Below are 21,474 nucleotides of genomic sequence, written 5' to 3' on the forward strand. Positions count from 1 at the left end.
CCGGCGAAGCTAGCAGGATCAGAGCCTCAGCTGCAGCTGAGTAAGGATGCGCTGGGCCGGGTCCTCGAAGTCCACTCCGGACACTTCGGCGGCGCGCCGGACGCGGTAGCGGACCGTGTTGGGGTGGATGTTCAGCACCCGGGCCGCCGCGCGGACGTCGCCGAACGCGTCGAGCCACGCCAGGACCGCCGGGACCAGGATCCCGCCGTGCTCGGTGTCGTGCTCCACCAGCGACGTCAGCCGCGGGTCGCGGATGCGCGGCTGCCCGCCCAGGAACGCCAGCACCTCCGACAGCAGCACCTCGGCGCGGACGTCGGCCAGCGAGGCGACGTCGGCCGGCCAGTGCCCGCGGGCCATCGCCGCCAGGACGCGGTCGGCGTCGCCCCGGGACGCGGCCGCGTCCGACAGCCGCGGGACCACGCCGCCGAGCGCCGCCCGCACCGGGACGTCCAGGTGCCGCCGCGCCGTGCCGACGATCTCCCGGGCCAGCGCCAGCACCGCCGCGTCGGAGTGCTCGGGCAGGTCCGGCAGCAGCGCGTAGACGCGGCCGCCGATCACGCTCACCAGCGCGCTGCGCCGGTAGGCCGCCGTGTGGACGGCGATGAGGTGGACCAGTTCGGCCCGCCGCAGCTGCCGGTTGTCCGATCGCTCCAGCGAAAACGCCAGGACTTGGGCGGGCCGGGCCGGGTCGGCGCCGATGTCGTCCGCGACGGACTCCGCGTCCAGCCGCCCTTCCAGCAGGCTCGCGAGGAGGTCTTCCCGCAGCCGCAGCTCCGGGCTGGGCAGCGTGCGGGCGCGGATCAGCTGCGGCGCGAGGGTGCGGCTGGCGCCGAGCAGGGCCGTCTCGGCGCGTTCGGTGAGCGGCTGGGCGCCTTCCTGGACCCAGATCGTGCCGAGCGGCTGCTTGCCCGCGTGGATGCCCGCCGCGATGCGCCGGCGGATGCCCAGCTCCGGTCGTTCGTCGATCCGGACGATCCCCTCGCCGGCGCGAAGCCGCTGGTAGACGCCCCATTCGCGCAGCATCGCGAGGTAGCGTTCGGGGCCTTCGCGGCCGAGGATCGACAGCCGCCGCAGCTCGTCGACCTCGTCTCCCGCCCGTGAGTACGCGAGGACGCGGTTCGCCGTGTCCTCGATGCTGACCAGGCCGCCGGTGAGCGTCGCGATCGTCTGGGCCAGGGCGAACAGGTCGCCGAGCACCTCGCCGCTGGCCGCTTCGCCACCCGCGCGGGCCGCCTCGACGACCCCGCGGGCCAGCGACTCCACCTGCTCCCAGCGTGCCTCGGCGCCGACCGTTAAGAGTGCGACGCCCGCGTCGGCGGCGACGTCGGCACCCGTCGCGCCCTTGACCGCCACCGCGGCCGCCCCGCCGCGCCCGGCCGCGCGGATCGCGGGCGCCGCCGCCCGGCCGCGCGCGCCGATCACCAGCACCAGGTCGCCTGACGAGGCTTCCAAGGGGTCTTCGGGATCGAGGATCACGACGTCGGTGACCGGGACGCCCAGGCCGTGCGGAGCCACGACGACCTCGACCAGCGGTTCCCCGAGGGTGGCCAGCACGTGGCGCAACGATGTTATCCGATCGGCCAAGGTCACCTGATTGATTTTAGCCTTTCGGACAAGCCGCCGAAGCGTGTCCGGAGTTACCGTTCGGGGCATCAGAGACGTACAGCGCTGCAGAGGAGCCGCCGTGGACGCCGTGACCCAGACCCCCGCCCCGAAGAACGAGCCGGTGCTGACGTATGCGCCGGGCAGCGCTGAGCGCGCGGAACTCGAGGGTGCGCTCAAGCGGCTGGGCCAGGCGGAACCCGTCGACCTCACGATCACCGTCGGGGGCGAGCAGCGGCTCGGCGGCGGCGAGAAGATCGAGGTCGTCCAGCCGCACAACCACCGCCACGTGCTGGGCACCATCCACAGCGCCACGCAGCAGGACACGACCGACGCCATCGCGGCGGCCGCGAAGGCCGCGCCGGAGTGGCGCGCGCTGTCCTACGACGACCGCGCCGCGATCCTGCTGCGCGCCGCCGACCTGCTGACCGGCCCGTGGCGCGCCACGCTCAACGCCGCCACCATGCTCGGCCAGTCCAAGACCGCGACCCAGGCCGAGATCGACGCCGCCTGCGAGCTCGCCGACTTCTGGCGCTTCAACGTCGAGTTCGGCCGTCGCGTGCTGACCGAGCAGCCGATCAGCTCGCCCGGCGTGTGGAACCGGCTGGAGCACCGCCCGCTCGAGGGCTTCGTCTACGCGATCACGCCGTTCAACTTCACCGCGATCGCCGGCAACCTGCCGACCGCGCCCGCGCTGATGGGCAACACCGTGCTGTGGAAGCCGTCGCCGACGCAGTCGTTCGCCGCGCACCTGACCATGCGGCTGCTCGAAGAGGCGGGCATGCCGCCGGGCGTCATCAACCTGCTGCCCGGTGACGGCAAGGCCGTCTCCGAGGTCGCCCTGACCCACCGCGACCTGGCCGGCATCCACTTCACCGGCTCCACCGCGACGTTCCAGCACCTGTGGGCCACGGTCGGCGCGAACATCGCGGGCTACCGCGGCTACCCGCGGCTGGTCGGCGAGACCGGCGGCAAGGACTTCATCGTCGCGCACCCGTCGGCCGACGTCGACGTCCTGCGCACGGCGATGGTCCGCGGCGCTTTCGAGTACCAGGGCCAGAAGTGCTCCGCCGCTTCGCGCGCGTACGTCCCGCGCAGCGTCTGGAACCGGCTGAAGGACGGTCTGGTCGCCGAGACCGAGGCGCTGTCCTACGGCGACGTCACCGACCTGTCGCACTTCGGCGGCGCGGTGATCGACCGGCGCGCGTTCACCAAGCACGCGGAGCTGTTCGAGCGGGTCAAGAACGACGCCTCGGTGGAGGTCCTCACCGGCGGCACGGCCGACGACGAAGACGGCTACTTCGTCCAGCCGACGATCCTCGTCACCGACGACCCGGCGCACGAGATCTTCAGCACCGAGTACTTCGGCCCGATCCTCGGGGTCTACGTCTACGAAGACGGCGACTTCGACGCCGTGCTCAAGCTGGTCGACGAGACCGCCGCGTACGCGCTGACCGGCGCGATCATCGCCAACGACCGCACGGCCGTGGCGAAGGCGTCCGAAGCGCTGAAGTTCACCGCCGGCAACTTCTACGTCAACGACAAGCCGACCGGGGCCGTCGTCGGCCAGCAGCCGTTCGGCGGCGCGCGGGCCTCGGGCACCAACGACAAGGCGGGTTCGATCTTCAACCTGCAGCGCTGGACGAGCCCCCGCTCCATCAAGGAGACGTTCGTCCCGCCGACCAGCGTCCGCTACCCGCACCAGGGCTGAGGGAGGTCCGTCATGTTGCGTGCCCCGTTGCTCGCCGCCGCCCGGTCGAAGGGCATCCGGCGGCTCGTCGAAGCGGTGCCCGCCACGCGATCCGTGGTGCGCCGGTTCGTCGCCGGGTCCGAGACCGCCGACGCCGTCCGCGTCGCCAGGGAACTGGCGGCGGACGGCCGGCGGATCACCCTCGACCACCTGGGCGAGGACACCACCGACGCCGCACAGGCGTCGGCCACGGTCGCGGCCTACGAGGCCGTGCTCTCGGCCCTGGCCGCGGAAGGGCTGGCCGACGGCGCGGACGTCTCGGTGAAGCTGTCGGCGGTGGGCCAGTTCCTGCCGGCGGACGGCGAGGACGTCGCCTTGGAGAACGCGCGGAAGATCTGCGCGGCGGCCGAGGCGGTCGGGGCGACCGTGACGCTCGACATGGAGGACCACACCACCACGGACTCGACGCTCGGCATCCTGCGCGAGCTGCGCGGCGAGTACCCGTGGGTGGGCGCGGTGCTGCAGGCCTACCTGCGGCGCACCGAGCAGGACTGCCGCGAGCTGTCCGGGCCGGGATCGCGCGTGCGGCTGTGCAAGGGCGCGTACGCCGAGCCGGAAGAGGTGGCCTTCGCGGAGAAGTCCGAAGTGGACAAGTCCTACGTCCGCTGCCTGCGCGTCCTGATGGCCGGCCGGGGCTACCCGATGGTGGCGTCGCACGACCCGCGGATGATCGAGATCGCCGCCGCGCTGGCCGAGGAGAACGGCCGGAAGGACGACGACCACGAGTTCCAGATGCTCTACGGCATCCGGCCGGAAGAGCAGGCGCGGATCGCGGCGGCGGGCTCGCGCATGCGCGTCTACGTGCCCTACGGCGACGAGTGGTACGGCTACTTCATGCGCCGCCTCGCCGAGCGCCCGGCGAACCTCGGGTTCTTCCTGCGCGGCCTGGCCACCCGGTCCTGAAAGCCGTGAAGGCCTCCTTACCGGCTCTCATGGCCGGTAAGGAGGCCTTCACGGCTTCTGGCTCAGGCCTGCTCGGAAGCCTCGGCTTCGGCGGCCTTGCGCTTGACCTCGTCCATGTCGACCTCGCGAGCCTGCTTGATGAGCTCTTCGAGGGCGGGCTCGGGCAGCGCGCCCGGCTGGGCGTAGATCAGCGTCTTGTCGCGGATGATGGCCAGCGTCGGGATGGAGCGGACGTCGAAGGCGGCGGCGAGCTGCTGCTGCGCTTCGGTGTCGACGCTCGCGAACACGAGGTCGTCGTGCTTCTCGGAGGCCTTTTCGTAGACCGGCGCGAACTGACGACACGGGCCGCACCAGCTCGCCCAGAAGTCGATCAGGACGAACTCGTTGTCGTTTACCGTCTGGTCGAAGTTCTCGGCAGTCAGCTCAACGGTGCTCATGCCCTGGTCAACGAACCGGGTGCGGCGGGAATTCCCGGGGCCGGGGTAGCGTCTCCACCGAGCAACCGTACGAGGAGGAACTGATGGCCGACGGCGAAATCCTGGGCCGGATCGACGAGCTGATCGCGGAGGAGCACGAGCTCCGGTCGCGCTCGGTCGGGGTGGGGCTGAGCGGCGGCGACAAGGATCGCCTCACCGCGGTCGAGCAGCAGCTCGACCAGTGCTGGGACCTGCTCCGGCAGCGGCGCGCGAAAACCGAGTTCCACGAGAACCCGGACGAAGCCGCGGCCCGCCCGGTCTCCGAGGTCGAGTCCTACCGCCAGTAACCCGCGCCGACGCGTGCGCCGAGGGGCATCACGCGTGATTGGACGGGCATCACCCGTGTCTGCAGGGGCATTACCTGTGTCCAGGCGGGCATCGCGCTGATGCCCGCTCAATCACGCGTGATGCCCCTCTGATCACGCGTGATGCCCCTTTCAGGCGGGGCAGAGGGTGCCGTCGGCCGGGATCTTGCCGTCCACCAGGAACGCGCGGGCCGCGTCCGTGACGCACGGGGACCCGCCCACCGCGCCGTGGCCCGCGCCCTGCCACGTGATCGTCACCGCCGACGGCATCTGGTCCGCCGCGCGGGTGCTGCCGAGCTGGGGCGTCACCGGGTCGGCCGCGGTGGCCGCGACCAGGATCGGCGGCGCGCCCGGCCCGCCCGCCGCGGGCAGCGGCTCGGTCCGCACCGGCCACGGCCCGCACCAGGCCAGCTGCTGGGCGACGACCGCGCCGAACTGCGGGTACTTCGCCCGCATCCCGGCCACGACCTGGTCGAGCTGGTCGGCCGAGAGCCGCGTCTGGCTGTCGTTGCAGCGGGTCGCGACCGTGGCGTCGAGCCGGGACGGCTGCGCGCGCGAGTCGTGCAGCGCCGGCGTGGCGAACGCCGCCAGCGGCCTGATGTCCCCCGACCGCGCCGCCGCGATCGCGTCGGCCAGCTCCGGCCACCGCGAGCGCTGCGCCAGTCCCGAGTAGACGGCGAACATCGCCACCCCCGGCCCGAACGCGACGCCGTCGTCGGTCAGCGGCGCGATGTTCTGCCGCAGCTGCCCGGTGAGCGTGGCGAGGGCGGCCTTCGGGTCGCCGAGGGCGCACTTGCGCGCCGCGCAGTCCGTGGCGAAGGCGTCCAGCGTGGACTGGGCGCCGGCGGCGACCGCGTCCAGCACCGCCGCGGTGTCCGCGCCCGGGTCGGGGACGCCGTCGAGCACCATCCGGCCGACCTGCCCGGGGAAGCGCACCGCGTACTCCGCGAGGACCTTCGAGCCGTCGCCGCGGCCGAGCGCGCTCAGCCGTTCCATGCCCAGCTGCTTGCGCAGTTCGTCGAGGTCGCCCGCAGTGCGCCAGCTGTCCAGCGCGGTCTGGGAGTCGTCCAGCTCGATCGCGCACTGCTGGCCGGCCTTGCGCGCGGCGTCCAGCACGTCCTGCAGGTCGCCCTGGTCCGGGTCGGCGTCGATCAGGTCGTGCCGGATCTCAGGGGGCACGCACTGGACGGCGCCGGAGAGCCCGGTGCCGCGCCGGTCGAGGCCGACCAGCGAGAACTTCTCCAGGAACGCCGGCGGCAGCGTCGCCGCCAGCCGCGCGGCGTACACCGTGCCCGGGTCGCCGTCGACGTCGTTGACCACGACCAGCGGCACCGGCCCGGACCCGACCTTCAGCGCCAGCAGCCGCACGACCGAACGCCGGGCCTCGCCGGGCGCGTCGAGCGGCGCGGTGACCCGCGCGCACGTGAAGTGCAGCGTGTCCGGGACGGCCGGGGTGCCGATCCGCTGCCGGGTGTCGTCGTCGCAGTCGGCCCACCGCAGTGACGGCGACTGCGGTTCGCCCAGCGGCGGCAGTGGCACCGCGGGCGTGCCCGAGGGCGACGCGGCCGTCGTCTTGCCGTCGTTCTCGACCAGGGCCGGGCGGACCGACGGCCCGGCGGCGCAGCCCGCGGCGGAGGCCAGGGCGAGCAGCGCGACCAGGAGACGGGAACGGCGGCGCACGGGCGAGGTCCTCACGTCGATCACAGGCATTGCACCGCCGAGCTTCGCACGGCCGGTGTGGGACGCGGGTTAGCGGGTGCGCACCACCTGGCCGCGGAACACGGCGTCGAGGTCGTAGCGGGCGGGTTCCTCCAGCTGCGTGTAGTCGCAAGACGCGGGTTCGCGATCCGGGCGCCACCGCTTGAACCGCGCGTTGTGCCGGAACCGCGACGGCATCCCGCCTTCGGTGTTCTCGTAGGCGACCTCGACGACGCGCTCGGGCCGCAGCGGCACCCATTCGTGCTCGGTGGCGCGCCAGCGGGTGATGCCGCCGGGGATGCGCTGGCCTTCGCCCTGCGCGCGACCGCCCCAGGGGTGGTCTTCGCCGTCGGTGACCAGCGGCGCGAGCTCTTCGGCGAGTTCGCGGCGGCGGTCCTTGGGGAACGACCCGATGGTGCCGACGTGGTGCAGCACGCCCTGGTCGTCGTGGAGGCCGAGCAGGAACGACCCGACGAGCTCGCCGGGGCCGCCGTCGACGTGCCAGCGCAGCCCGGCCAGGACGCAGTCGGCGGTGCGCAGGTGCTTGTACTTGAGCATCACGCGCTTGCCGGGCGTGTACGGCTCGTCCAGCGGCTTGCCGATGACGCCGTCGAGGCCCGCGCCCTCGAACAGCTCGAACCAGTGCCGCGCGGTGGCGGGATCGGTCGTGGCCGGGGTGAGCGCGAACCGGTCGCCGGCCAGTTCGACGAGCCGTTCGCGGCGGACCGACGTCGGTTCGTCGAGGAGCGGTTCGTCGTCGAGCGCGAGGACGTCGAAGGCGACGAACTCGGCGGGCTGCTCGGCCGCCAGCAGCGTGATGCGGCTTTCGGCGGGGTGGATCCGCTCGGTGAGCGCGTCGAAGTTCAGCCGGCCGCCGCGCGCGACGACGAGCTCGCCGTCCAGCACGACCCGCGGCGGCAGGATCTCCAGCAGCCGCGCGACCGCTTCCGGGAAGTACCGGTTCAACGGCTTTTCCGCGCGGGACTGCAGGTACAGCTCGTCGCCGTCCTTGAAGACGATGCAGCGGAAGCCGTCCCACTTCGGCTCGAACAGCAGGCCACCGGAGTCCGGGATGGCCTTCGCGGGCTTGGCGAGCATCGGCTTCAGCGGCGACTGCAGCGGTAGGGGCATGCGGGCATTCTGCGGAAAGACGCCGCTCAGCGCACGCGTTTCGGCGCGCTCGTGTCGAGTTCCAGGCGCACGGCGGTGGGCAGGACGTCGAGCCCGAGCGACTCCCGCGCCCTCGTCAGGACGCGCGCGTCCAGGTCTTCCCAGACGCTCTTGAGGTCCGTGCCCTCGTGCAGCCACAGCGTGACGCGCAACGCCGGAGCCGTCCGCGAGCCGACCGCGCGGACCCGGGCCCGGCTGACGCCGTCGAGTTGTTCCGCGTCGGCCTGGACCGCGCCGGAGATCGCGGCGGCGGTGACGACGAGCTCCGCGCCTTCGGTGCGGTCGAGGTCCACGTCGGGCCGCGGCTCCGGGCGCAGCGACCGCAGCGTCCCCCGCAGGCCGAGCACGAGCAGCAGGACGCCGAGCACGATCGCGACGATCCGGGCGGGCGTGGCGTGGCCGCCGAGCCACTCGAGGGCCATCGGGTCGAGCAGCGGCCGGCGGCCGCGGAACTCGCCGAGCACGCCGAAGCCGACCACCAGGGCGAGCGCTCCGCCGAGCAGGGCGAACAGCCCGACGAGGAACGTCAGCGTGCGTTCGCCGGTGTATGACCGGGAAAGCGCCTTCGCGGCGACGGACTTCGTCATCGGCGGTCCTTGGGGGAGTCGACGACGACCGAGACCTTCGGCCGCCGCACGAGCGGGACGTCGTCGAGCAGTGCGGACACCGTCGCCAGCAGGCGCGGCCGCAGCTCGCCTTCGGTTTCGAGGGCGCTCTTCGCGCGGACGCGGACGCGGCGGGCGCTCGCGGTGACCGTCGCGCCGGCGACGTTGTCCTGCGCGCGCACGGCGAGCCCGACCAGCCGGGCCAGCGAACGCGGCGACGTCGAGACGCTCACCTCGTCGGCCGGGTCGGTGAGCCGGATCGCGCGGCTCTTGGCGGCCAGCGCGCACAGCAGCAGGACCAGGCCGGCGGCGGCGACCAAGCCGGCGCCGACGCGCACCGCGTAGGCGTCCCAGCCCAGCGACGCCAGTCCGGCCTGCCAGCGCGGCCACGGCACGAGCAGCGGGCCCGAGGCCGGGCGCCACCAGTGCCAGCCGACTTCGAGCGCGAGCAGCGCGCCGGCGGCCGCGAAGGCCAGGGCGAGCAGGGCGGACAGGAGGCGGACGAGCGGGCGCACGGCTACCGCACCCTCGGTGGCACGTCCGGCAGGAGCGCGGACACCGTCACGGCCAGGGTCCGCACGCGGTAGCCGGTGAGCAGTTCGACCTCGTCGGTGACCTTCTCCCGCACGACGTCGACGACCGTCCGCACCGGCGCCGGGTACCGCAGCGCGAGGTCGAGCGCGAGGTCGACGTCGTTGTCGAGGCCGCCGACCTTGGCCTTGGCACCCTTCTTGCCGTCGCGCGTGGTGCCCGGGACCTGGTCGGCGGCGTGCTGGGCGACCTTGCGCACCACGGCGTGCCCGACGGTGAGCGTGCCGCGCTCGGCCGGTTCGGCGAGCTCGCGCGGCACGTCCAGGACGCGGCTCACTTGTCGCGGCCCTTGCCGAAGAGCTCGCCGAGGTCGAGCTCGCCGTCGAGGACCCGGCCGGCGACCAGGCCGATGATGCCGAGGGCCAGGGTCACCAGGAACGCGGTGAACCCCTGGGTCGCGGCCAGGCCGAGGATCAGCCCGGCCAGGAGCCCGGTCTGCGTTGCGTTCACATGTCCTCCTAGGACGGCTTGGACGGTACGGAAGGTGCGCCTCAGCGCACCCGGGGCGGACGGCGGCGGCGGCGGCGGAACCGCGCCACGACGGCCGCGATCCCGCGGCGGCGCTCGACGAAGCTCACCGGGGCGTCGTAGCGGGAGTCCACTTCGGACACCCGGGCGGACTCCGCCCGGAACCGGGCCAGCCCGGCCGCGAACTCCGCCGGATCGCCGCCCACGTCCGGGTGGTGCGCGCGCACGAACGCGCGGAAGGCCGCCCGGCCCGCCGCGTCGCCCGTGCCGCGCCCGGTCATTCCACCCGCGTCGATTCGGGCTCTTCCTCGCCCGGCAGGTGGATGTCGTTGACGGCGATGTTCACCTCGATCACCTCGAGCCCGGTGATCTGCTCGACGGCGGTGATCACGTTGCGCCGCACCGCGCGGGCGACGTCCGCGATGCGCGCGCCGTACTCGACGACGACGTCGAGGTCGATCGCCGTCTGCTTCTCGCCGACCTCCACCGCGACGCCGGCGGTCGTCACCGTGCCGGAGCCGGGGATGCGTTCGCGCAGGGCGCCGAGCGCGCGCGACACCCCGCCGCCGCCCAGGGCGTGCACCCCGGCGACCTCGCGGGTGGCCAGGCCGGCCACCTTCTGCACGACGACCGACGAGATCGTGGTGCGGCCGGCGGCGCCGTCTTCGTTGAGCGGGGTCACCGTGCCGGGGCTTTCGGTCCGTTCCGGGTGCATGCGTGCGGGCTCCTCTCGCGGCGGTCTCTCGCCCGTACGATGCCCGCGAAGGCGAGAACCTCACGCAAGGTCCCCCGATCGGGGGAACGGCTAGCCGCGGTGGACGTCCACGACGTGCACGTTCACCGTCGTGGCGACGCCGAGCCGGTGGGACAGCTCCGTGGTGATCTCCTGCCGCAGCGCTTCGGCCACCGCGTCGGCGGCGACGCCGAACCGCACCGACACGAGCACCTGCACGGCGTCGTCCTCGACCGCGACGGCCGAAACCCGCACCTCGCCGGGCGCCCGCTCGGCGGCGATCGCCGAGGCGAGCCGCGCGACGACGTTTTCGGTGACGCGCAGGCTGCCCGTCTCGCCGGGCACCTCCACGGCCGTCCGGTGGCCGCGCGCGACGGCCCGCAGCACGCGTTCGACCAGCCCGGGCGGCGTCGGCACCCGGCGCCGGGCCGCGGCGCGCACGGCGTCCCAGCGGGGGTCCCGCTCGGGGTCCTGAAGCTCGGCCATCACCGCTCCCTCAATTCGGCGAGCAGCGCCACCCTGGCCCGGTGCAGCCGCGAGCGCAAGGCGCCGACGTTCACGTCGAGCACCTCGGCGACCTCTTCGTAGCTCAGGCCCTCCAGTTCGCGCAGCACCAGCGGCACGCGCTGCGACACCTCCAGCCGCCCGATCGCGCGCAGCACCGCGTCGACCTCCTCGGCTCGCACGACGCGGCCTTCGGGGCCCGGGACCGCGGCGGCGAGCAGCGCACTGTCCACAGTGGACCGGTCGGTGGGCTCGTCGAGGGAGACCGTGGGACGGCGACGGCGCAGCAGCGCGAGCGCGCTGTTGGTGACCACGCGGTAGAGCCAGGTCGACACCGCGGACTCGTGCCGGAAGGACGCGAGGGAGCGCCACGCGGCGAGCCACGAATCCTGCACGACGTCCTCGGCTTCGGCGGCGCTGCCGGTGATCCGCAGCGCGACGCGGTACATCCGCGGGGTGTGCCGCCGCACGAGCGCGCCGAACGCGGTGTCGTCGCCGGCCGCGGCCCGGGTGACCAGGCCGGCGTCGTCGCTCACCCCGCGTCCCGGCGGTAACGCAGGAACGTGAAGCCGTCCTCGACCAGGATCGACGCCAGCGCGAGCCGCCGCGGCACGGCCACCGGTCCCGCGGCGATCCGGGCCGCCGGGCCGGCCACCAGCAGCGGCGCGACGGTCAGGCACAGCTGGTCGACGAGGTCGTCCGCGACGAGCCGGCCGAACAGCCGCGGCCCGCCCTCGCAGGCGACGCGGCGCAGCCCGCGCGCGGCGAGCAGCTCGAGCGCGCGCCGGACGTCGACGTCGCCGGTGCCCGCGCGCAGGATCTCCGCCCCGGCGGCTTCGAGGGCGCCGGTCGGCGCGGACTCCGTGGTGACCACGATCGGGGGTACGACGGTCTCGGTGAACAGCCGCGACGCCGGGTCGAGCTCCGCGGTGCGCGTCACGACGGCGATCGGCGGGACGCCGTCGAATCCGAGCCGGCGGCGGCGTTCCAGGCGCTTCGGGCCCGCGACGACCCCGCGGTAGTCCTCGGCGCGGGCGGTGCCGGCGCCGACCAGGATCACGTCGGCGAGGTCGCGCCCGAGCAGGAAGACCCGCCGGTCGGCGGCGTGCGAAAGGCCCGCCGACGTCGTGTCGACCTCGACGGCGCCGTCGGCCGAGGCGACGAAGTTGACCTGCACCCAGGGGCGGTCGACCGCCGCCGGGTAGGCGTAGATCTCCTCGAGGTCGGCCCCGGTCAGTTCGCCCGTCGAAGAGGGCCACACGCTCCGCACGCGACAATCCCAGCATGGGCGTGAAGTGCGTCTCGACCGGGGGACATCGCCGCTCGCCGGGTCGCGCGGCGCCGTTAGGCTCTGCGACCATGCCCGCGCACCTCACCGACCGCCGTCCCGAGCTGTCCGCCGACGAGCTGATCGGTGCGCTGGTGCCGCCCCCGCGGTTCGACGCGGTCCGGTTCGACACGTACATCCCGAACCCGGACGAGCCCAGCCAGGCCGCCGCGGTCGAGGCCTGCTCGGCGTTCGCCGCCAAGGTCGGCGCGCGCAAGGAGAAGAAGCGCTTCAAGCTCTTCGGCGGTTCTTCGGAGCCGGCCGGGCCGATGGGGCTCTACCTGGACGGCGGGTTCGGCGTCGGCAAGACCCACCTGCTCGCTTCGGCCTGGCACGCGGCGCCCTCGCCCAAGGCGTACGGCACGTTCGTCGAGCTGACCCACCTGGTCGGCGCGCTGGGCTTCGCCGAGGCCGTGCGGCGGCTCTCGGAGCACCGGATCCTGGCCATCGACGAGTTCGAGCTGGACGACCCGGGCGACACCACGCTGGTCACGCGGCTGCTGCAGGAGCTCATGGACGCCGGCGTGCACATCGCGGCGACGTCGAACACGCTGCCGGAGAAACTCGGTGAGGGCCGGTTCGCCGCCGAGGACTTCCTGCGCGAGATCCAGTCGCTGTCGGCCCGGTTCGGCGTGGTGCGCGTCGACGGCCCGGACTACCGCCACCGCGGCCTGCCGGACGCGCCGCCGCCGGTCCCGCCCGACGTCCTCGAGGAGTCCGTCGCCGCGCACGAAGGGTCCACTGTGGACGACTTCGAGGCGCTGTGCGAGCACCTGGCTTCGCTGCATCCTTCGCGCTACGGCCGGTTGCTCGACGGGGTCACCCGCGTGCACCTGCGCGGTGTCCACCCGGCGCCGGACCAGAACGTGGCCCTGCGGCTGGTCGCGTTCGCCGACCGGCTCTACGACCGGGCGATCCCGGTGGTCGTCTCGGGGGAGCCGCTGCCGTCGCTGTTCACCGAGGAGATGGTCAACGGCGGTTACCGCAAGAAGTACCTGCGCGCGGTCAGCCGGTTGACGGCGCTGGCTCGGGACGCGGCGCCGGCCACGTGAGCAGCACGACGGCGACCGCGAACAGCGTCCCGCCGACGACGTCGGTCAGGTAGTGGTACCCCATCCCGACCAGGCCGATCGTCGCGGCGGACAGCGCCAGTGCGGCGAGCACCACGACGGACACCCTGCGCGTGACGAGGACGAGCACGGTCAGCACCGCGACCAGGCTCACCGTGTGGCCGCTGGGGTAGACCAGCGTGTCGTTCTTCCACCGGTCGTAGAGCGGCTTCAGCAGCCAGCTCGTCAGCAGGATCGCCAGCACGGGCGCGCCGAGCGCGAACACCGCGTCCGTCCGCCGACCGGCGCGCAGGCACAGCACCACGGCGAGCACGCCGAGGGGGAGCACCACGTACGGCTCGGTCGGCAGGACCAGCGCCCGCAGCACGCCCGGGCTCAGGTGCGCTATCCAGCCGGCGACCGTCGCGTCCACGGCGCCGGGCGTGGTCCCGCCGGCGAACGGCAGCCCCAGCAGCACCGCGAGCAGCCCGCAGACCGCGGCCGGCACCCACATCGTCCTCACCCGCGAGAGGGTAGCCGTGACTCCGTGACGCACCCGTCTGCCACGATGCCGGGAGAGGAGGAACGGATGCACATCACGGTGGCGGGGGCCGGGATCATCGGCCTGAGCTGCGCGTACCGGCTGGCCGGCGCGGGACACGACGTCACGGTCGTCGCGGCGGCTCCGCCGGGGGAGACGACGTCGGCGACCGCGGGCGGGGTGCTGTACCCGCCCGTGCGCCGCCCGGACAAGCGGATCGTGCGCTGGACCGCCGAGACCCTGGCCGTGCTGCGCGCGCAGGAGGCGCCCGGGGTGCGCTTCCGCCGCGGGCGGGTCCTGCTGGCCCCGGGCGAACCCGAGCCGCAGTGGCTGCCGGCGATGATCGACCCGGTGCGCGACGGCGGCCACCTGGTGTTCACGACGGCCCTGGTCGACCCGCCGGTGTACCTGGAGTGGCTGCTGGCTCAGGTGGTCTCGCTGGGCGCGCGCGTCGAGTACCGGTCGCTGACGTCGCTGGCGGACCTCGGCCCGGTGGTCAACGCGGCGGGCCTCGGCGCGGGCCCCCTGGCCGGCGACGGCTCGATGGTCCCGGTCGGCGGGCAGGTCGTGCACCTGAGCGACCCGGGCCTGACGGAGTTCGTGGTCGACGAGACGGGCCCGGGCGTCACGTACGTCATCCCGCACGGCAGCCACGTGGTCTGCGGCGGCACGGAGGAGCCGGGCCGCGGTGACGTCGAGCCCAACCCGGGCGTGACGGCGGACATCGTGCGCCGCTGCCGCGAGCTGGTCCCGGCCTTGGCGGGTGCGGAGGTGCTGCGGTCCGCGGTGGGCCTGCGCCCGTTCCGGCCGGTGGTGCGGCTGGAACGGGTGGGCGAGGTCGTGCACTGCTACGGCCACGGCGGTTCGGGGATCACGTTGGCGTGGGGCTGCGCGGCCGACGTCGCGGCTTTGGTGGCGACCTAGGTCGCCGAGAAGGCGGCGTGGTCGGCTTCCGTCCGGTCGGCGTACCGCACCGCGTACGCGCCCAACGCTTCGTCCAGTTCGGAGTCGTCGGCGAAGTAGCCCGCGAGGAGCTTCGGGTGCAGTGAGCGCGTGTGGGCGCGAGCCAGCAGGGCACCCGCCAGGCGGCCGTAGTCGTCGAGGTGGTCGCGCTCCAGCTCCGACGGGTCGATGTCGCCCTTGAGGTTCCGGAACTGGCGGACGATGTACGGGACGCCGTCGATCGTGGTCCAGCCGAGCAGGACGTCGGTCTCGGCCTGCACCAGCCGGGCGCCGTCGACGATCCGGCGTCCTTCGTGCTCGGCCTCCGGGAGGTCCAGGTACGGCGCCAGCGCGGGCTTCTGCGCCTGTTTCACCTGCAGCACCAGGTCTTCGTCGTCGTTGCCGTGCAGCAGGGCGACGTAGCTGCGCAGCCCGACACTGCCGGTGCCGACCACGCGGAAGGCGACGTCGGCGATCCGGTACCGCGCGATGAGCGTCCGCCGCGACTCGCGCAGGGTGTCCACATAGGACACCAGGCCGGCGGCGACGGCCTCCGCGGTCGCATCGTCGACGTGGGTCAGCACCGGCGGGTCCTCGACGAACCGGTGACGAGCCAGGCCGGTCTCGTGGTCGTCGATGCGCTCGGTCCACTTCGCGGAGACCTTCGCGCTGTCGTTCTTGCGGGCCTTCTCGGCGGCGTCGGCGAAGTCGTCGATCAGCTCGTCCGCGCGGGCCTTCGACAGCACCGACGAGTCCGGCAGCGCGTTCCAGCTGCGCAGGAACGGCAGGTCGGCGAGCGCGCGGATGGTGCGGCGGTAGGACTTCACGGCGTCTTCGGCGGCTTCGCGGCAACCGGAATCGCCGATGCCGCCCTCGCGGCCGGCGAGCACGAGACTGGCCGCGAGCCGCTTGAGGTCCCATTCCCACGGGCCCGGGACGGTCTCGTCGAAGTCGTTGATGTCCATCACGATCTTGCCTTCGGGCGTGCCGTAGAGCCCGAAGTTGGCGGCGTGGGCGTCGCCGCACAGCTGCGCGGTGAGCCCGGACGACGGCGTGCCGGCGAGGTCGGCGCCCATCAGCCCGGCGGCGCCGCGGAAAAAGGTGAACGGCGACGCGAGCATGCGTTCCCGGCGCAGTTCGGTCAGCTCGGGGAGCCGGCCGGCGTCGCTGGCGTCGAAGTACTGCTTCGGGCTCGGCCGGTCTGCCCCGGCGGCCTCGTGGTCGTGCACGGCGGCGGGAGTCTTGTCCCGGAGCCGCTTCCCCCGTTCGTAAAGCTCGGCCGGCGTGACGCTGTCGGCGCCGACGAGCGGCCGCTCCACCCAGTCCCCTGATCCCATACCCACCCAACGTCCCATCCGGACCGAATGTCCCCGAAAGCCGTGAATGGCACATTCACGGACTTGAAGTCCCTCAATGTGCCATTCACGGCTTCGGGGTGCAGGACGTTGTGCTCCGGATGCCGCCGGGGTGGGAGGCTCACCCGGCGGCATCCGGTGGTTCAGGGGCGGATGACCGCGGCGATCGCGTCGATGCCGCGGTCCAGCTCCTCGCGGGTGATCACCAGCGGCGGCGCCACCCGCAGCGTGCGCTCGTGCGTCTCCTTGCAGAGCACGCCGCGCGTCGCCAGCGCCTCGGACGCCTCGCGGCCGGACGGCCCGCCCGGGGCGATGTCGATGCCCGCCCACAGCCCGCGCCCGCGGACCTCGGACAGCCCGGTGCCGATCAGCTCGCCCAGCCGCGTCTGGAGGTGCGCGCCCAGTTCCGTCGACCGTTGCTGGAACTCACCCGTGTTCAGCAGCTTGACCACCGCGCGCCCGACCGCGCAGGCCAGGGGGTTGCCGCCGAAGGTCGAGCCGTGCTCGCCCGGCTTCAGCACGCCCAGCACGTCGCGGCGCCCGGCCACCGCCGATACCGGCAGGATGCCGCCGCCGAGGGCCTTGCCCAGCGTGTAGAGGTCCGCGCGGACGCCTTCGTGGTCGAGCGCCAGCACCGTGCCGGTGCGGGCCAGGCCGGACTGGATCTCGTCGGCGATCAGCAGCACGCCGTGCTCGTCGCACGCCGCGCGGACGTCGGCGAAGTAGCCCTCCGGCGGCACGATGACGCCGGCCTCGCCCTGGACCGGCTCCAGCAGCACCGCGGCCGTGCGCGGCGTGATCGCGTCGCGCAGCGCGGCGGCGTCGCCGTACTTCACCGTGACGAAGCCCGGCGTGAACGGGCCGAAGTCCGCACGCGCGGTCTCGTCGGTCGAGAACGAGACGATCGTGGTGGTCCGGCCGTGGAAGTTCGAGCCGGCCACGATGATCTCGGCCGTGCCGTCCGGCACGCCCTTGATCCGGTGCGCCCACTTGCGGGCGATCTTGACGGCGGACTCGACGGCCTCGGCGCCCGAGTTCATCGGCAGCACGAGCTCGGTGCCGGTCAGCTCGGCCAGCTCACGGCAGAACAGGCCCAGCTGGTCGTGGTGGAACGCCCGCGACGTCAGCGTGACGCGGCCGAGCTGCTCGACCGCGGCGGCGACGAGGTCCGGGTGGCGGTGGCCGAAGTTCAGCGCCGAGTACCCGGACAGAAAGTCCAGGTAGGACCGGCCTTCGACGTCGGTGACCGTAGCGCCGGCGGCTTCGGCGATCACGACGGGCAGCGGGTGGTAGTTGTGCGTGCTCCACCGCTCGTCGAGCTCGATGAAGCTCGCGGCGGTGGGGGCGGCGGTCTCCCGGCCGGCGAACGTCGTCATACGTTCAGGTTAGAGGCAGAACACGCAGAGTTCAGCCGGGAATCATTGCTTTCACCCGTTGTTCGTTGCGCAATCCGCGGCTTCGACCCCCGAATCGCTGCGGGCGGGCTCCCGGGTGCGTCGACAGGAAAGCCACCGCCCGAGTGGCTATCGTCGCGGGATGGCCAAGAAGGACGACGGAAGCCGGGTCCGGGACGCGCTGCGGGTCACCGGGGAGCTGCCCGATCCGGGCTCGGCGCCGGTCGGGCCCGGCAAGAAACCCAAGGCCCTCGCGAAGCTCGAAAGCGCGGGCGAGCGCCTGTCCACGCTGCAGGAGGCGCTCTACGCCGAGGGCGTCGGCGGCGGCCGGCGCAGCGTCCTGCTCGTGCTGCAGGGCATGGACACCTCCGGCAAGGGCGGCACGGTCTCGCACGTGCTCGGCCTGGTCAACCCGATGGGCGTCCGCTACGCCGGGTTCAAGGCGCCGACGCCGGCCGAGCGCCGCCACCACTACCTCTGGCGGATCCGCAAGCAGCTGCCGGTGGCCGGCCAGATCGGCGTGTTCGACCGCTCGCACTACGAGGACATCCTGGTTCCCCGCGTGTCCGGGCTGCTCACCGCGGCCGAGCGCCGCCGCCGCTACGCCGAGATCAACGCCTTCGAGCAGGAGCTGGCGGACGCGGGCACGACCGTCGTCAAGGTGTTCCTGCACATCTCGCCGGAAGAGCAGCTCAAGCGGCTGAAGGCCCGGCTGGAGACGCCCGGGAAGCACTGGAAGTACAACCCGGGCGACCTCGAAGCGCGTTCGCACTGGCCGGCCTACCAGGAGGCCTACGCGGACATCTTCGAGAAGACGTCGACCCCGCACGCGCCCTGGCACGCCGTGCCCGCCGACCACAAGTGGTACCGGAACTGGGCCGTCGCCGAGCTGCTCATCGAAACCCTCGCGGACCTGAAGCCGCGGTTCCCGGACCCGGGCTTCGACGTCGCCGCGGAGCTGGCGAAGCTGAAGGGTGTTGGCGTCCCGTCGTGATCGTCTGAAAGAGTGCGGACGTGACCGATGTCGACGACCTCCCGTTCCTCCGCAAGCAGGCCCGGACCCAGCGCTTCACCCTCGGCGCGCCCAAGGAGTTCCGGGTCGCCCCGGACGCCTCGCGCGTGCTGTTCCTGCGCGCGGAGTCGGGCACCGACCCCCGGCACAGCCTCTGGTCGGCCGACCTGGCCACCGGCGCCGAGACGAAGCTCGTCGACGCCGTCGAGCTGCTGCCGGGCGAAGAGGAGCTCCCCGCCGAGGAGCAGGCGCGGCGCGAACGCGCCCGCGAGACCGGCGGCGGCGTCGTCCACTACAGCGTCGACGCCGGCTTCACCGTCGCCGCGTTCTCGCTCTCGGGCAAGCTCTACACCCTGGATCTCGCGTCCGGCGAGGTGACGCTGCGCGTGGACGGCTCGGTGATCGACCCGCGCCCGAACCCGTCCGGGACGCACGTCGCTTACGTGCAGAACCGGCGGCTGCACGTGCTGGAGCTGGCCACCGGCGACGACCGCGTCCTCGTCGAGGAGGACGGCGAGGACATCGCCTGGGGCCTCGCCGAGTTCATCGCGGCCGAGGAGATGGACCGCACCCGCGGTTACTGGTGGTCCCCGGACGGCCGCAGCCTGCTGGCCGAGCGCTCCGACCGCGGCCCGGTGCCGCGCTGGACCATCGCCGACCCGGCCAACCCGCAGCACCCCGCGAACGTCGTCGCGTACCCGGCCGCGGGCACCACGAACGCGCTCGTGTCCCTGGCGGTGCTCGGGCTGGACGGCTCCCGCGTGGACGTCGCCCCCGGTGACTGGGAGTACCTGGCCTCGGTGCACTGGTCGGCCGGCGGCGCGCCGCTGCTGTCTGTCGAGCCGCGCGACCAGAAGCGGATGGACGTGCTCGCCCTCGACGTCACCGACGGCACCATGTCGGTCGTGCACACCGCGACCGACCAGCACTGGATCGACATCGTCGGCGGCGTCCCGGCCTGGACGCCGGACGGGCGGCTCGTCGTCGAGGGCATGGTCGACGGCGACCACCGGCTCTTCGTCGGCGGCGAGCCCGTCACCCCGGCCGGGCTGCAGCTGCGGGCCGTGCTCGACGTCGGCGACGAGATCCTCTTCAGCGCCTCGGAGGACGACCCGACGCAGATCCACGTGTTCCGCACCGAAGGCTCGTCGGTCCGGCGCTTGTCCACTGTGGACGGGGTGCACGTCGGGGCGGGGTCCGCCGCGGTCACCGTGCTTTCGTCGTGGAGCCTCGAGCACAGCGGTCCGCGCGTCTCGGTGCTGCGGGACGGCGCGGAAGCCGCGTCGATCGCCTCGTCCACTGTGGACCCGGACATCGTGCCGAACCTGACCTGGCTGACGCTGGGGGAGCGCGGCCTGCGCGCGGCGCTGCTCCTGCCGCGCGGCTACGAGCCGAGCGAAGGCAAGCTGCCGGTGCTGCTCGACCCGTACGGCGGCCCGCACGCCCAGCGCGTCCTGCAGAGCCGCAACGCGTTCCTGACGTCGCAGTGGCTCGCCGACCAGGGCTTCGCGGTGCTCGTCGCGGACGGCCGCGGCACGCCCGGGCGCGGTGCGGTGTGGGAGCGCGAGATCCACGGGCGCCTCGCCGACGTCACCCTGCAGGACCAGGTCGACGCGCTGCAGGCGGCCGCGGCGCGGTTCCCCGAGCTGGACGTCGAGCGTGTCGCGATCCGCGGCTGGTCCTACGGCGGGTACCTCTCGGCGCTGGCGGTGCTGCGGCGGCCGGACGTCTTCCACGCGGCGGTCGCGGGCGCGCCGGTCACCGACTGGTCGCTGTACGACACGCACTACACCGAGCGGTACCTGGGCAAGCCCCAGGACGAGCCGGAGAGCTACGCGCACAACTCGCTGATCGAGAGCGCCGCGGAGCTGAGCCGCGCACTGCTGATCGTGCACGGGCTGGCCGACGACAACGTGTTCGTCGCGCACTCGCTGCGGCTGTCGTCGGCGCTGCTGGCGAAGGGGCGGTCGCACGTCTTCCTGCCGCTGGCGGGTGCCACCCACATGACGCCGCAGGCCGAAGAGGTCGCGGAGAACCTGATGCGCACGCAGGTGGACTGGCTGCTGCGCGAGCTTTCCGCCGTGGAGAAGGAGACTGCATGAGTCGCTGGGGCCTCACGATCCCGTTGACCGGGGTGCCGCTGACGGCACACCGCGAGCTGGTCGAACAGCTGCCGGACCTGGGCTACACCGACGCGTGGACGGCCGAGACGGCCGGCACGGACGCGTTCACGCCGTTGGTCCTGGCCTCGCAGTGGGCGCCGCAGCTGCGGCTGGGCACGGCGATCGTCCCGGTCTACACGCGCGGGCCCGGCCTGCTGGCGATGCAGGCGGCGACGGTCGCGGAGCTGGCCCCGGGCCGGTTCGTCCTCGGCATCGGCGCGTCGTCGCCGGTGATCGTCTCGAGCTGGAACGCAGCTCCCTTCGAAGAACCGTTCGCGCGCTCGCGGGACACGCTGCGGTTCCTGCGTTCCGCGCTGGCGGGGGAGAAGGTCAGCGAGAAGTACGACACGTTCGCCGTCTCGAAGTTCCGGCTGGAGCGCCCGGCCGACCCGCCGCCGTCGATCATGCTGGCGGCCCTGCGCCCGGGCATGCTCCGCCTGGCGGCGCGCGAAGCGGACGGTGCGATCACCAACTGGCTGGCGGCGTCCGACGTCCCCAAGGTGCGTTCGGTGATCGGGCCGGACGTCGAGCTGGCGGCCCGGATCTTCGTCTGCCCGACGGAGGACGCGGAGGCGGCACGCGGCCTGGGCCGGATGCTGATCTCGAGCTACCTGACGGTTCCGGTGTACGCGGCGTTCCACGACTGGCTCGGCCGCGGCGAAGCGCTGGCGCCGATGCACGAAGCGTGGGCGGCCGGGGATCGGCAGAAGGCGAACCAGGTGATCCCGGACGCGGTCGTCGACGACCTGGTGATCCACGGCAGCGTCGAGTCGTGCCGCGAGCAGGTGCAGTCCTATGTGGACAACGGGTTGACGACGCCGATCATCGCGCTGCTGCCGACGGGCGGGGATCCGTTCGAGCAGGTGCGGGGCCTGGCGCCGCGCTGA

General features: G+C 73.3%; 24 protein-coding genes. 8 read left to right on the forward strand and 16 right to left on the reverse strand.

The window, feature by feature from the left end:
* Positions 1-18 precede the first annotated feature (18 nt).
* Positions 19-1,572 (reverse strand): PucR family transcriptional regulator, encoded by a 1,554-nt coding sequence (locus tag ACZ4TR_RS25770; protein WP_465289768.1) that lies wholly within the window; start codon positions 1,570-1,572, stop codon positions 19-21.
* Between the two features lie 112 nt (positions 1,573-1,684).
* On the opposite strand from ACZ4TR_RS25770, the gene pruA reads away from it, so the two are divergent.
* Together pruA and ACZ4TR_RS25780 are read left to right on the forward strand one after the other, a co-directional pair.
* Entirely contained in the window at positions 1,685-3,313 is a 1,629-nt protein-coding gene (pruA, locus tag ACZ4TR_RS25775; protein ID WP_465289369.1) for an L-glutamate gamma-semialdehyde dehydrogenase, read from the forward strand.
* Positions 3,314-3,325: 12 nt separating this feature from the next.
* A complete protein-coding gene (locus ACZ4TR_RS25780; RefSeq protein ID WP_465289370.1) occupies positions 3,326-4,255 on the forward strand; it encodes a proline dehydrogenase family protein in 930 nt (309 codons plus the stop codon).
* Positions 4,256-4,317: 62 nt separating this feature from the next.
* Here the strand turns inward: ACZ4TR_RS25780 and ACZ4TR_RS25785 are convergent, their stop codons facing one another.
* Entirely contained in the window at positions 4,318-4,692 is a 375-nt protein-coding gene (locus ACZ4TR_RS25785) for a thioredoxin family protein (RefSeq protein WP_465289371.1), read from the reverse strand.
* Between the two features lie 83 nt (positions 4,693-4,775).
* Here ACZ4TR_RS25785 and ACZ4TR_RS25790 point away from each other — a divergent pair, with 83 nt between their 5' ends.
* A complete protein-coding gene (locus ACZ4TR_RS25790) occupies positions 4,776-5,018 on the forward strand; it encodes a DUF2630 family protein (protein WP_013224533.1) in 243 nt (80 codons plus the stop codon).
* Positions 5,019-5,168: 150 nt separating this feature from the next.
* On the opposite strand, the gene ACZ4TR_RS25795 is transcribed toward ACZ4TR_RS25790, so the two are convergent.
* The 11 genes from ACZ4TR_RS25795 to ACZ4TR_RS25845 form a co-directional block, all read right to left on the reverse strand.
* Positions 5,169-6,746 (reverse strand): alpha/beta hydrolase, encoded by a 1,578-nt coding sequence (locus ACZ4TR_RS25795; protein WP_465289372.1) that lies wholly within the window; start codon positions 6,744-6,746, stop codon positions 5,169-5,171.
* Positions 6,747-6,785: 39 nt separating this feature from the next.
* Complete coding sequence (locus ACZ4TR_RS25800) at positions 6,786-7,865, reverse strand: ATP-dependent DNA ligase (protein ID WP_465289373.1); 1,080 nt, start codon at positions 7,863-7,865, stop codon at positions 6,786-6,788.
* 26 nt (positions 7,866-7,891) lie between these two features.
* Positions 7,892-8,491, reverse strand: a complete 600-nt coding sequence (locus ACZ4TR_RS25805; protein ID WP_364523225.1) for an Asp23/Gls24 family envelope stress response protein — start codon at positions 8,489-8,491, stop codon at positions 7,892-7,894.
* Positions 8,488-9,024, reverse strand: coding sequence for a DUF6286 domain-containing protein (locus tag ACZ4TR_RS25810; RefSeq protein WP_465289374.1), 537 nt, complete (start codon positions 9,022-9,024; stop codon positions 8,488-8,490). The genes ACZ4TR_RS25805 and ACZ4TR_RS25810 overlap by 4 nt, the downstream gene beginning before the upstream one ends.
* Before the next feature lie 2 nt (positions 9,025-9,026).
* Positions 9,027-9,377, reverse strand: coding sequence for an Asp23/Gls24 family envelope stress response protein (locus ACZ4TR_RS25815; protein WP_465289375.1), 351 nt, complete (start codon positions 9,375-9,377; stop codon positions 9,027-9,029).
* Entirely contained in the window at positions 9,374-9,550 is a 177-nt protein-coding gene (locus tag ACZ4TR_RS25820; RefSeq protein ID WP_043781197.1) for a hypothetical protein, read from the reverse strand. The genes ACZ4TR_RS25815 and ACZ4TR_RS25820 overlap by 4 nt, the downstream gene beginning before the upstream one ends.
* Before the next feature lie 41 nt (positions 9,551-9,591).
* Positions 9,592-9,849 (reverse strand): hypothetical protein, encoded by a 258-nt coding sequence (locus tag ACZ4TR_RS25825; protein WP_465289376.1) that lies wholly within the window; start codon positions 9,847-9,849, stop codon positions 9,592-9,594.
* Complete coding sequence (locus tag ACZ4TR_RS25830; protein WP_364523219.1) at positions 9,846-10,283, reverse strand: Asp23/Gls24 family envelope stress response protein; 438 nt, start codon at positions 10,281-10,283, stop codon at positions 9,846-9,848. Before ACZ4TR_RS25830 ends, ACZ4TR_RS25825 begins: the two co-directional genes overlap by 4 nt.
* Positions 10,284-10,373: 90 nt before the next feature.
* On the reverse strand, positions 10,374-10,787 hold the full coding sequence (locus ACZ4TR_RS25835; RefSeq protein WP_465289377.1) for an Asp23/Gls24 family envelope stress response protein: 414 nt from the start codon (positions 10,785-10,787) through the stop codon (positions 10,374-10,376).
* The gene (locus ACZ4TR_RS25840; protein WP_465289378.1) at positions 10,787-11,341 is read right to left on the reverse strand and encodes an RNA polymerase sigma factor; all 555 of its coding nucleotides are present in this window, start codon (positions 11,339-11,341) and stop codon (positions 10,787-10,789) included. Before ACZ4TR_RS25840 ends, ACZ4TR_RS25835 begins: the two co-directional genes overlap by 1 nt.
* On the reverse strand, positions 11,338-12,075 hold the full coding sequence (locus tag ACZ4TR_RS25845; RefSeq protein WP_465289379.1) for a pyrimidine reductase family protein: 738 nt from the start codon (positions 12,073-12,075) through the stop codon (positions 11,338-11,340). The genes ACZ4TR_RS25840 and ACZ4TR_RS25845 overlap by 4 nt, the downstream gene beginning before the upstream one ends.
* Before the next feature lie 89 nt (positions 12,076-12,164).
* Between ACZ4TR_RS25845 and zapE the strand changes: the two genes are divergently transcribed.
* Positions 12,165-13,184: a cell division protein ZapE gene (zapE, locus tag ACZ4TR_RS25850; protein ID WP_465289380.1), complete on the forward strand. Its 1,020-nt coding sequence runs from the start codon at positions 12,165-12,167 to the stop codon at positions 13,182-13,184.
* Here the strand turns inward: zapE and ACZ4TR_RS25855 are convergent.
* Positions 13,138-13,689, reverse strand: coding sequence for a phosphatase PAP2 family protein (locus ACZ4TR_RS25855; RefSeq protein ID WP_465289770.1), 552 nt, complete (start codon positions 13,687-13,689; stop codon positions 13,138-13,140). The genes zapE and ACZ4TR_RS25855 overlap by 47 nt on opposite strands.
* Positions 13,690-13,770: 81 nt before the next feature.
* On the opposite strand from ACZ4TR_RS25855, the gene ACZ4TR_RS25860 reads away from it, so the two are divergent.
* Complete coding sequence (locus tag ACZ4TR_RS25860) at positions 13,771-14,646, forward strand: FAD-dependent oxidoreductase (RefSeq protein ID WP_465289381.1); 876 nt, start codon at positions 13,771-13,773, stop codon at positions 14,644-14,646.
* On the opposite strand, the gene ACZ4TR_RS25865 is transcribed toward ACZ4TR_RS25860, so the two are convergent.
* Together ACZ4TR_RS25865 and rocD are read right to left on the reverse strand one after the other, a co-directional pair.
* Positions 14,643-16,001 (reverse strand): DUF2252 domain-containing protein, encoded by a 1,359-nt coding sequence (locus tag ACZ4TR_RS25865; RefSeq protein ID WP_465289382.1) that lies wholly within the window; start codon positions 15,999-16,001, stop codon positions 14,643-14,645. The genes ACZ4TR_RS25860 and ACZ4TR_RS25865 overlap by 4 nt on opposite strands.
* A gap of 161 nt (positions 16,002-16,162) precedes the next feature.
* A complete protein-coding gene (gene rocD, locus ACZ4TR_RS25870) occupies positions 16,163-17,395 on the reverse strand; it encodes an ornithine--oxo-acid transaminase (RefSeq protein WP_364523197.1) in 1,233 nt (410 codons plus the stop codon).
* A gap of 160 nt (positions 17,396-17,555) precedes the next feature.
* Here rocD and ACZ4TR_RS25875 point away from each other — a divergent pair, with 160 nt between their 5' ends.
* Genes ACZ4TR_RS25875 through ACZ4TR_RS25885 form a run of 3 tightly spaced genes read left to right on the forward strand, consistent with a single transcriptional unit; the run spans position 17,556 to position 21,474 of the window.
* Positions 17,556-18,407, forward strand: a complete 852-nt coding sequence (locus ACZ4TR_RS25875) for a PPK2 family polyphosphate kinase (RefSeq protein WP_465289383.1) — start codon at positions 17,556-17,558, stop codon at positions 18,405-18,407.
* Positions 18,408-18,427: 20 nt separating this feature from the next.
* Positions 18,428-20,527: a S9 family peptidase gene (locus tag ACZ4TR_RS25880; RefSeq protein WP_465289384.1), complete on the forward strand. Its 2,100-nt coding sequence runs from the start codon at positions 18,428-18,430 to the stop codon at positions 20,525-20,527.
* The gene (locus tag ACZ4TR_RS25885) at positions 20,524-21,474 is read left to right on the forward strand and encodes an LLM class F420-dependent oxidoreductase (RefSeq protein ID WP_465289385.1); all 951 of its coding nucleotides are present in this window, start codon (positions 20,524-20,526) and stop codon (positions 21,472-21,474) included. Before ACZ4TR_RS25880 ends, ACZ4TR_RS25885 begins: the two co-directional genes overlap by 4 nt.

This window comes from Amycolatopsis sp. NPDC028719, assembly GCF_055565395.1.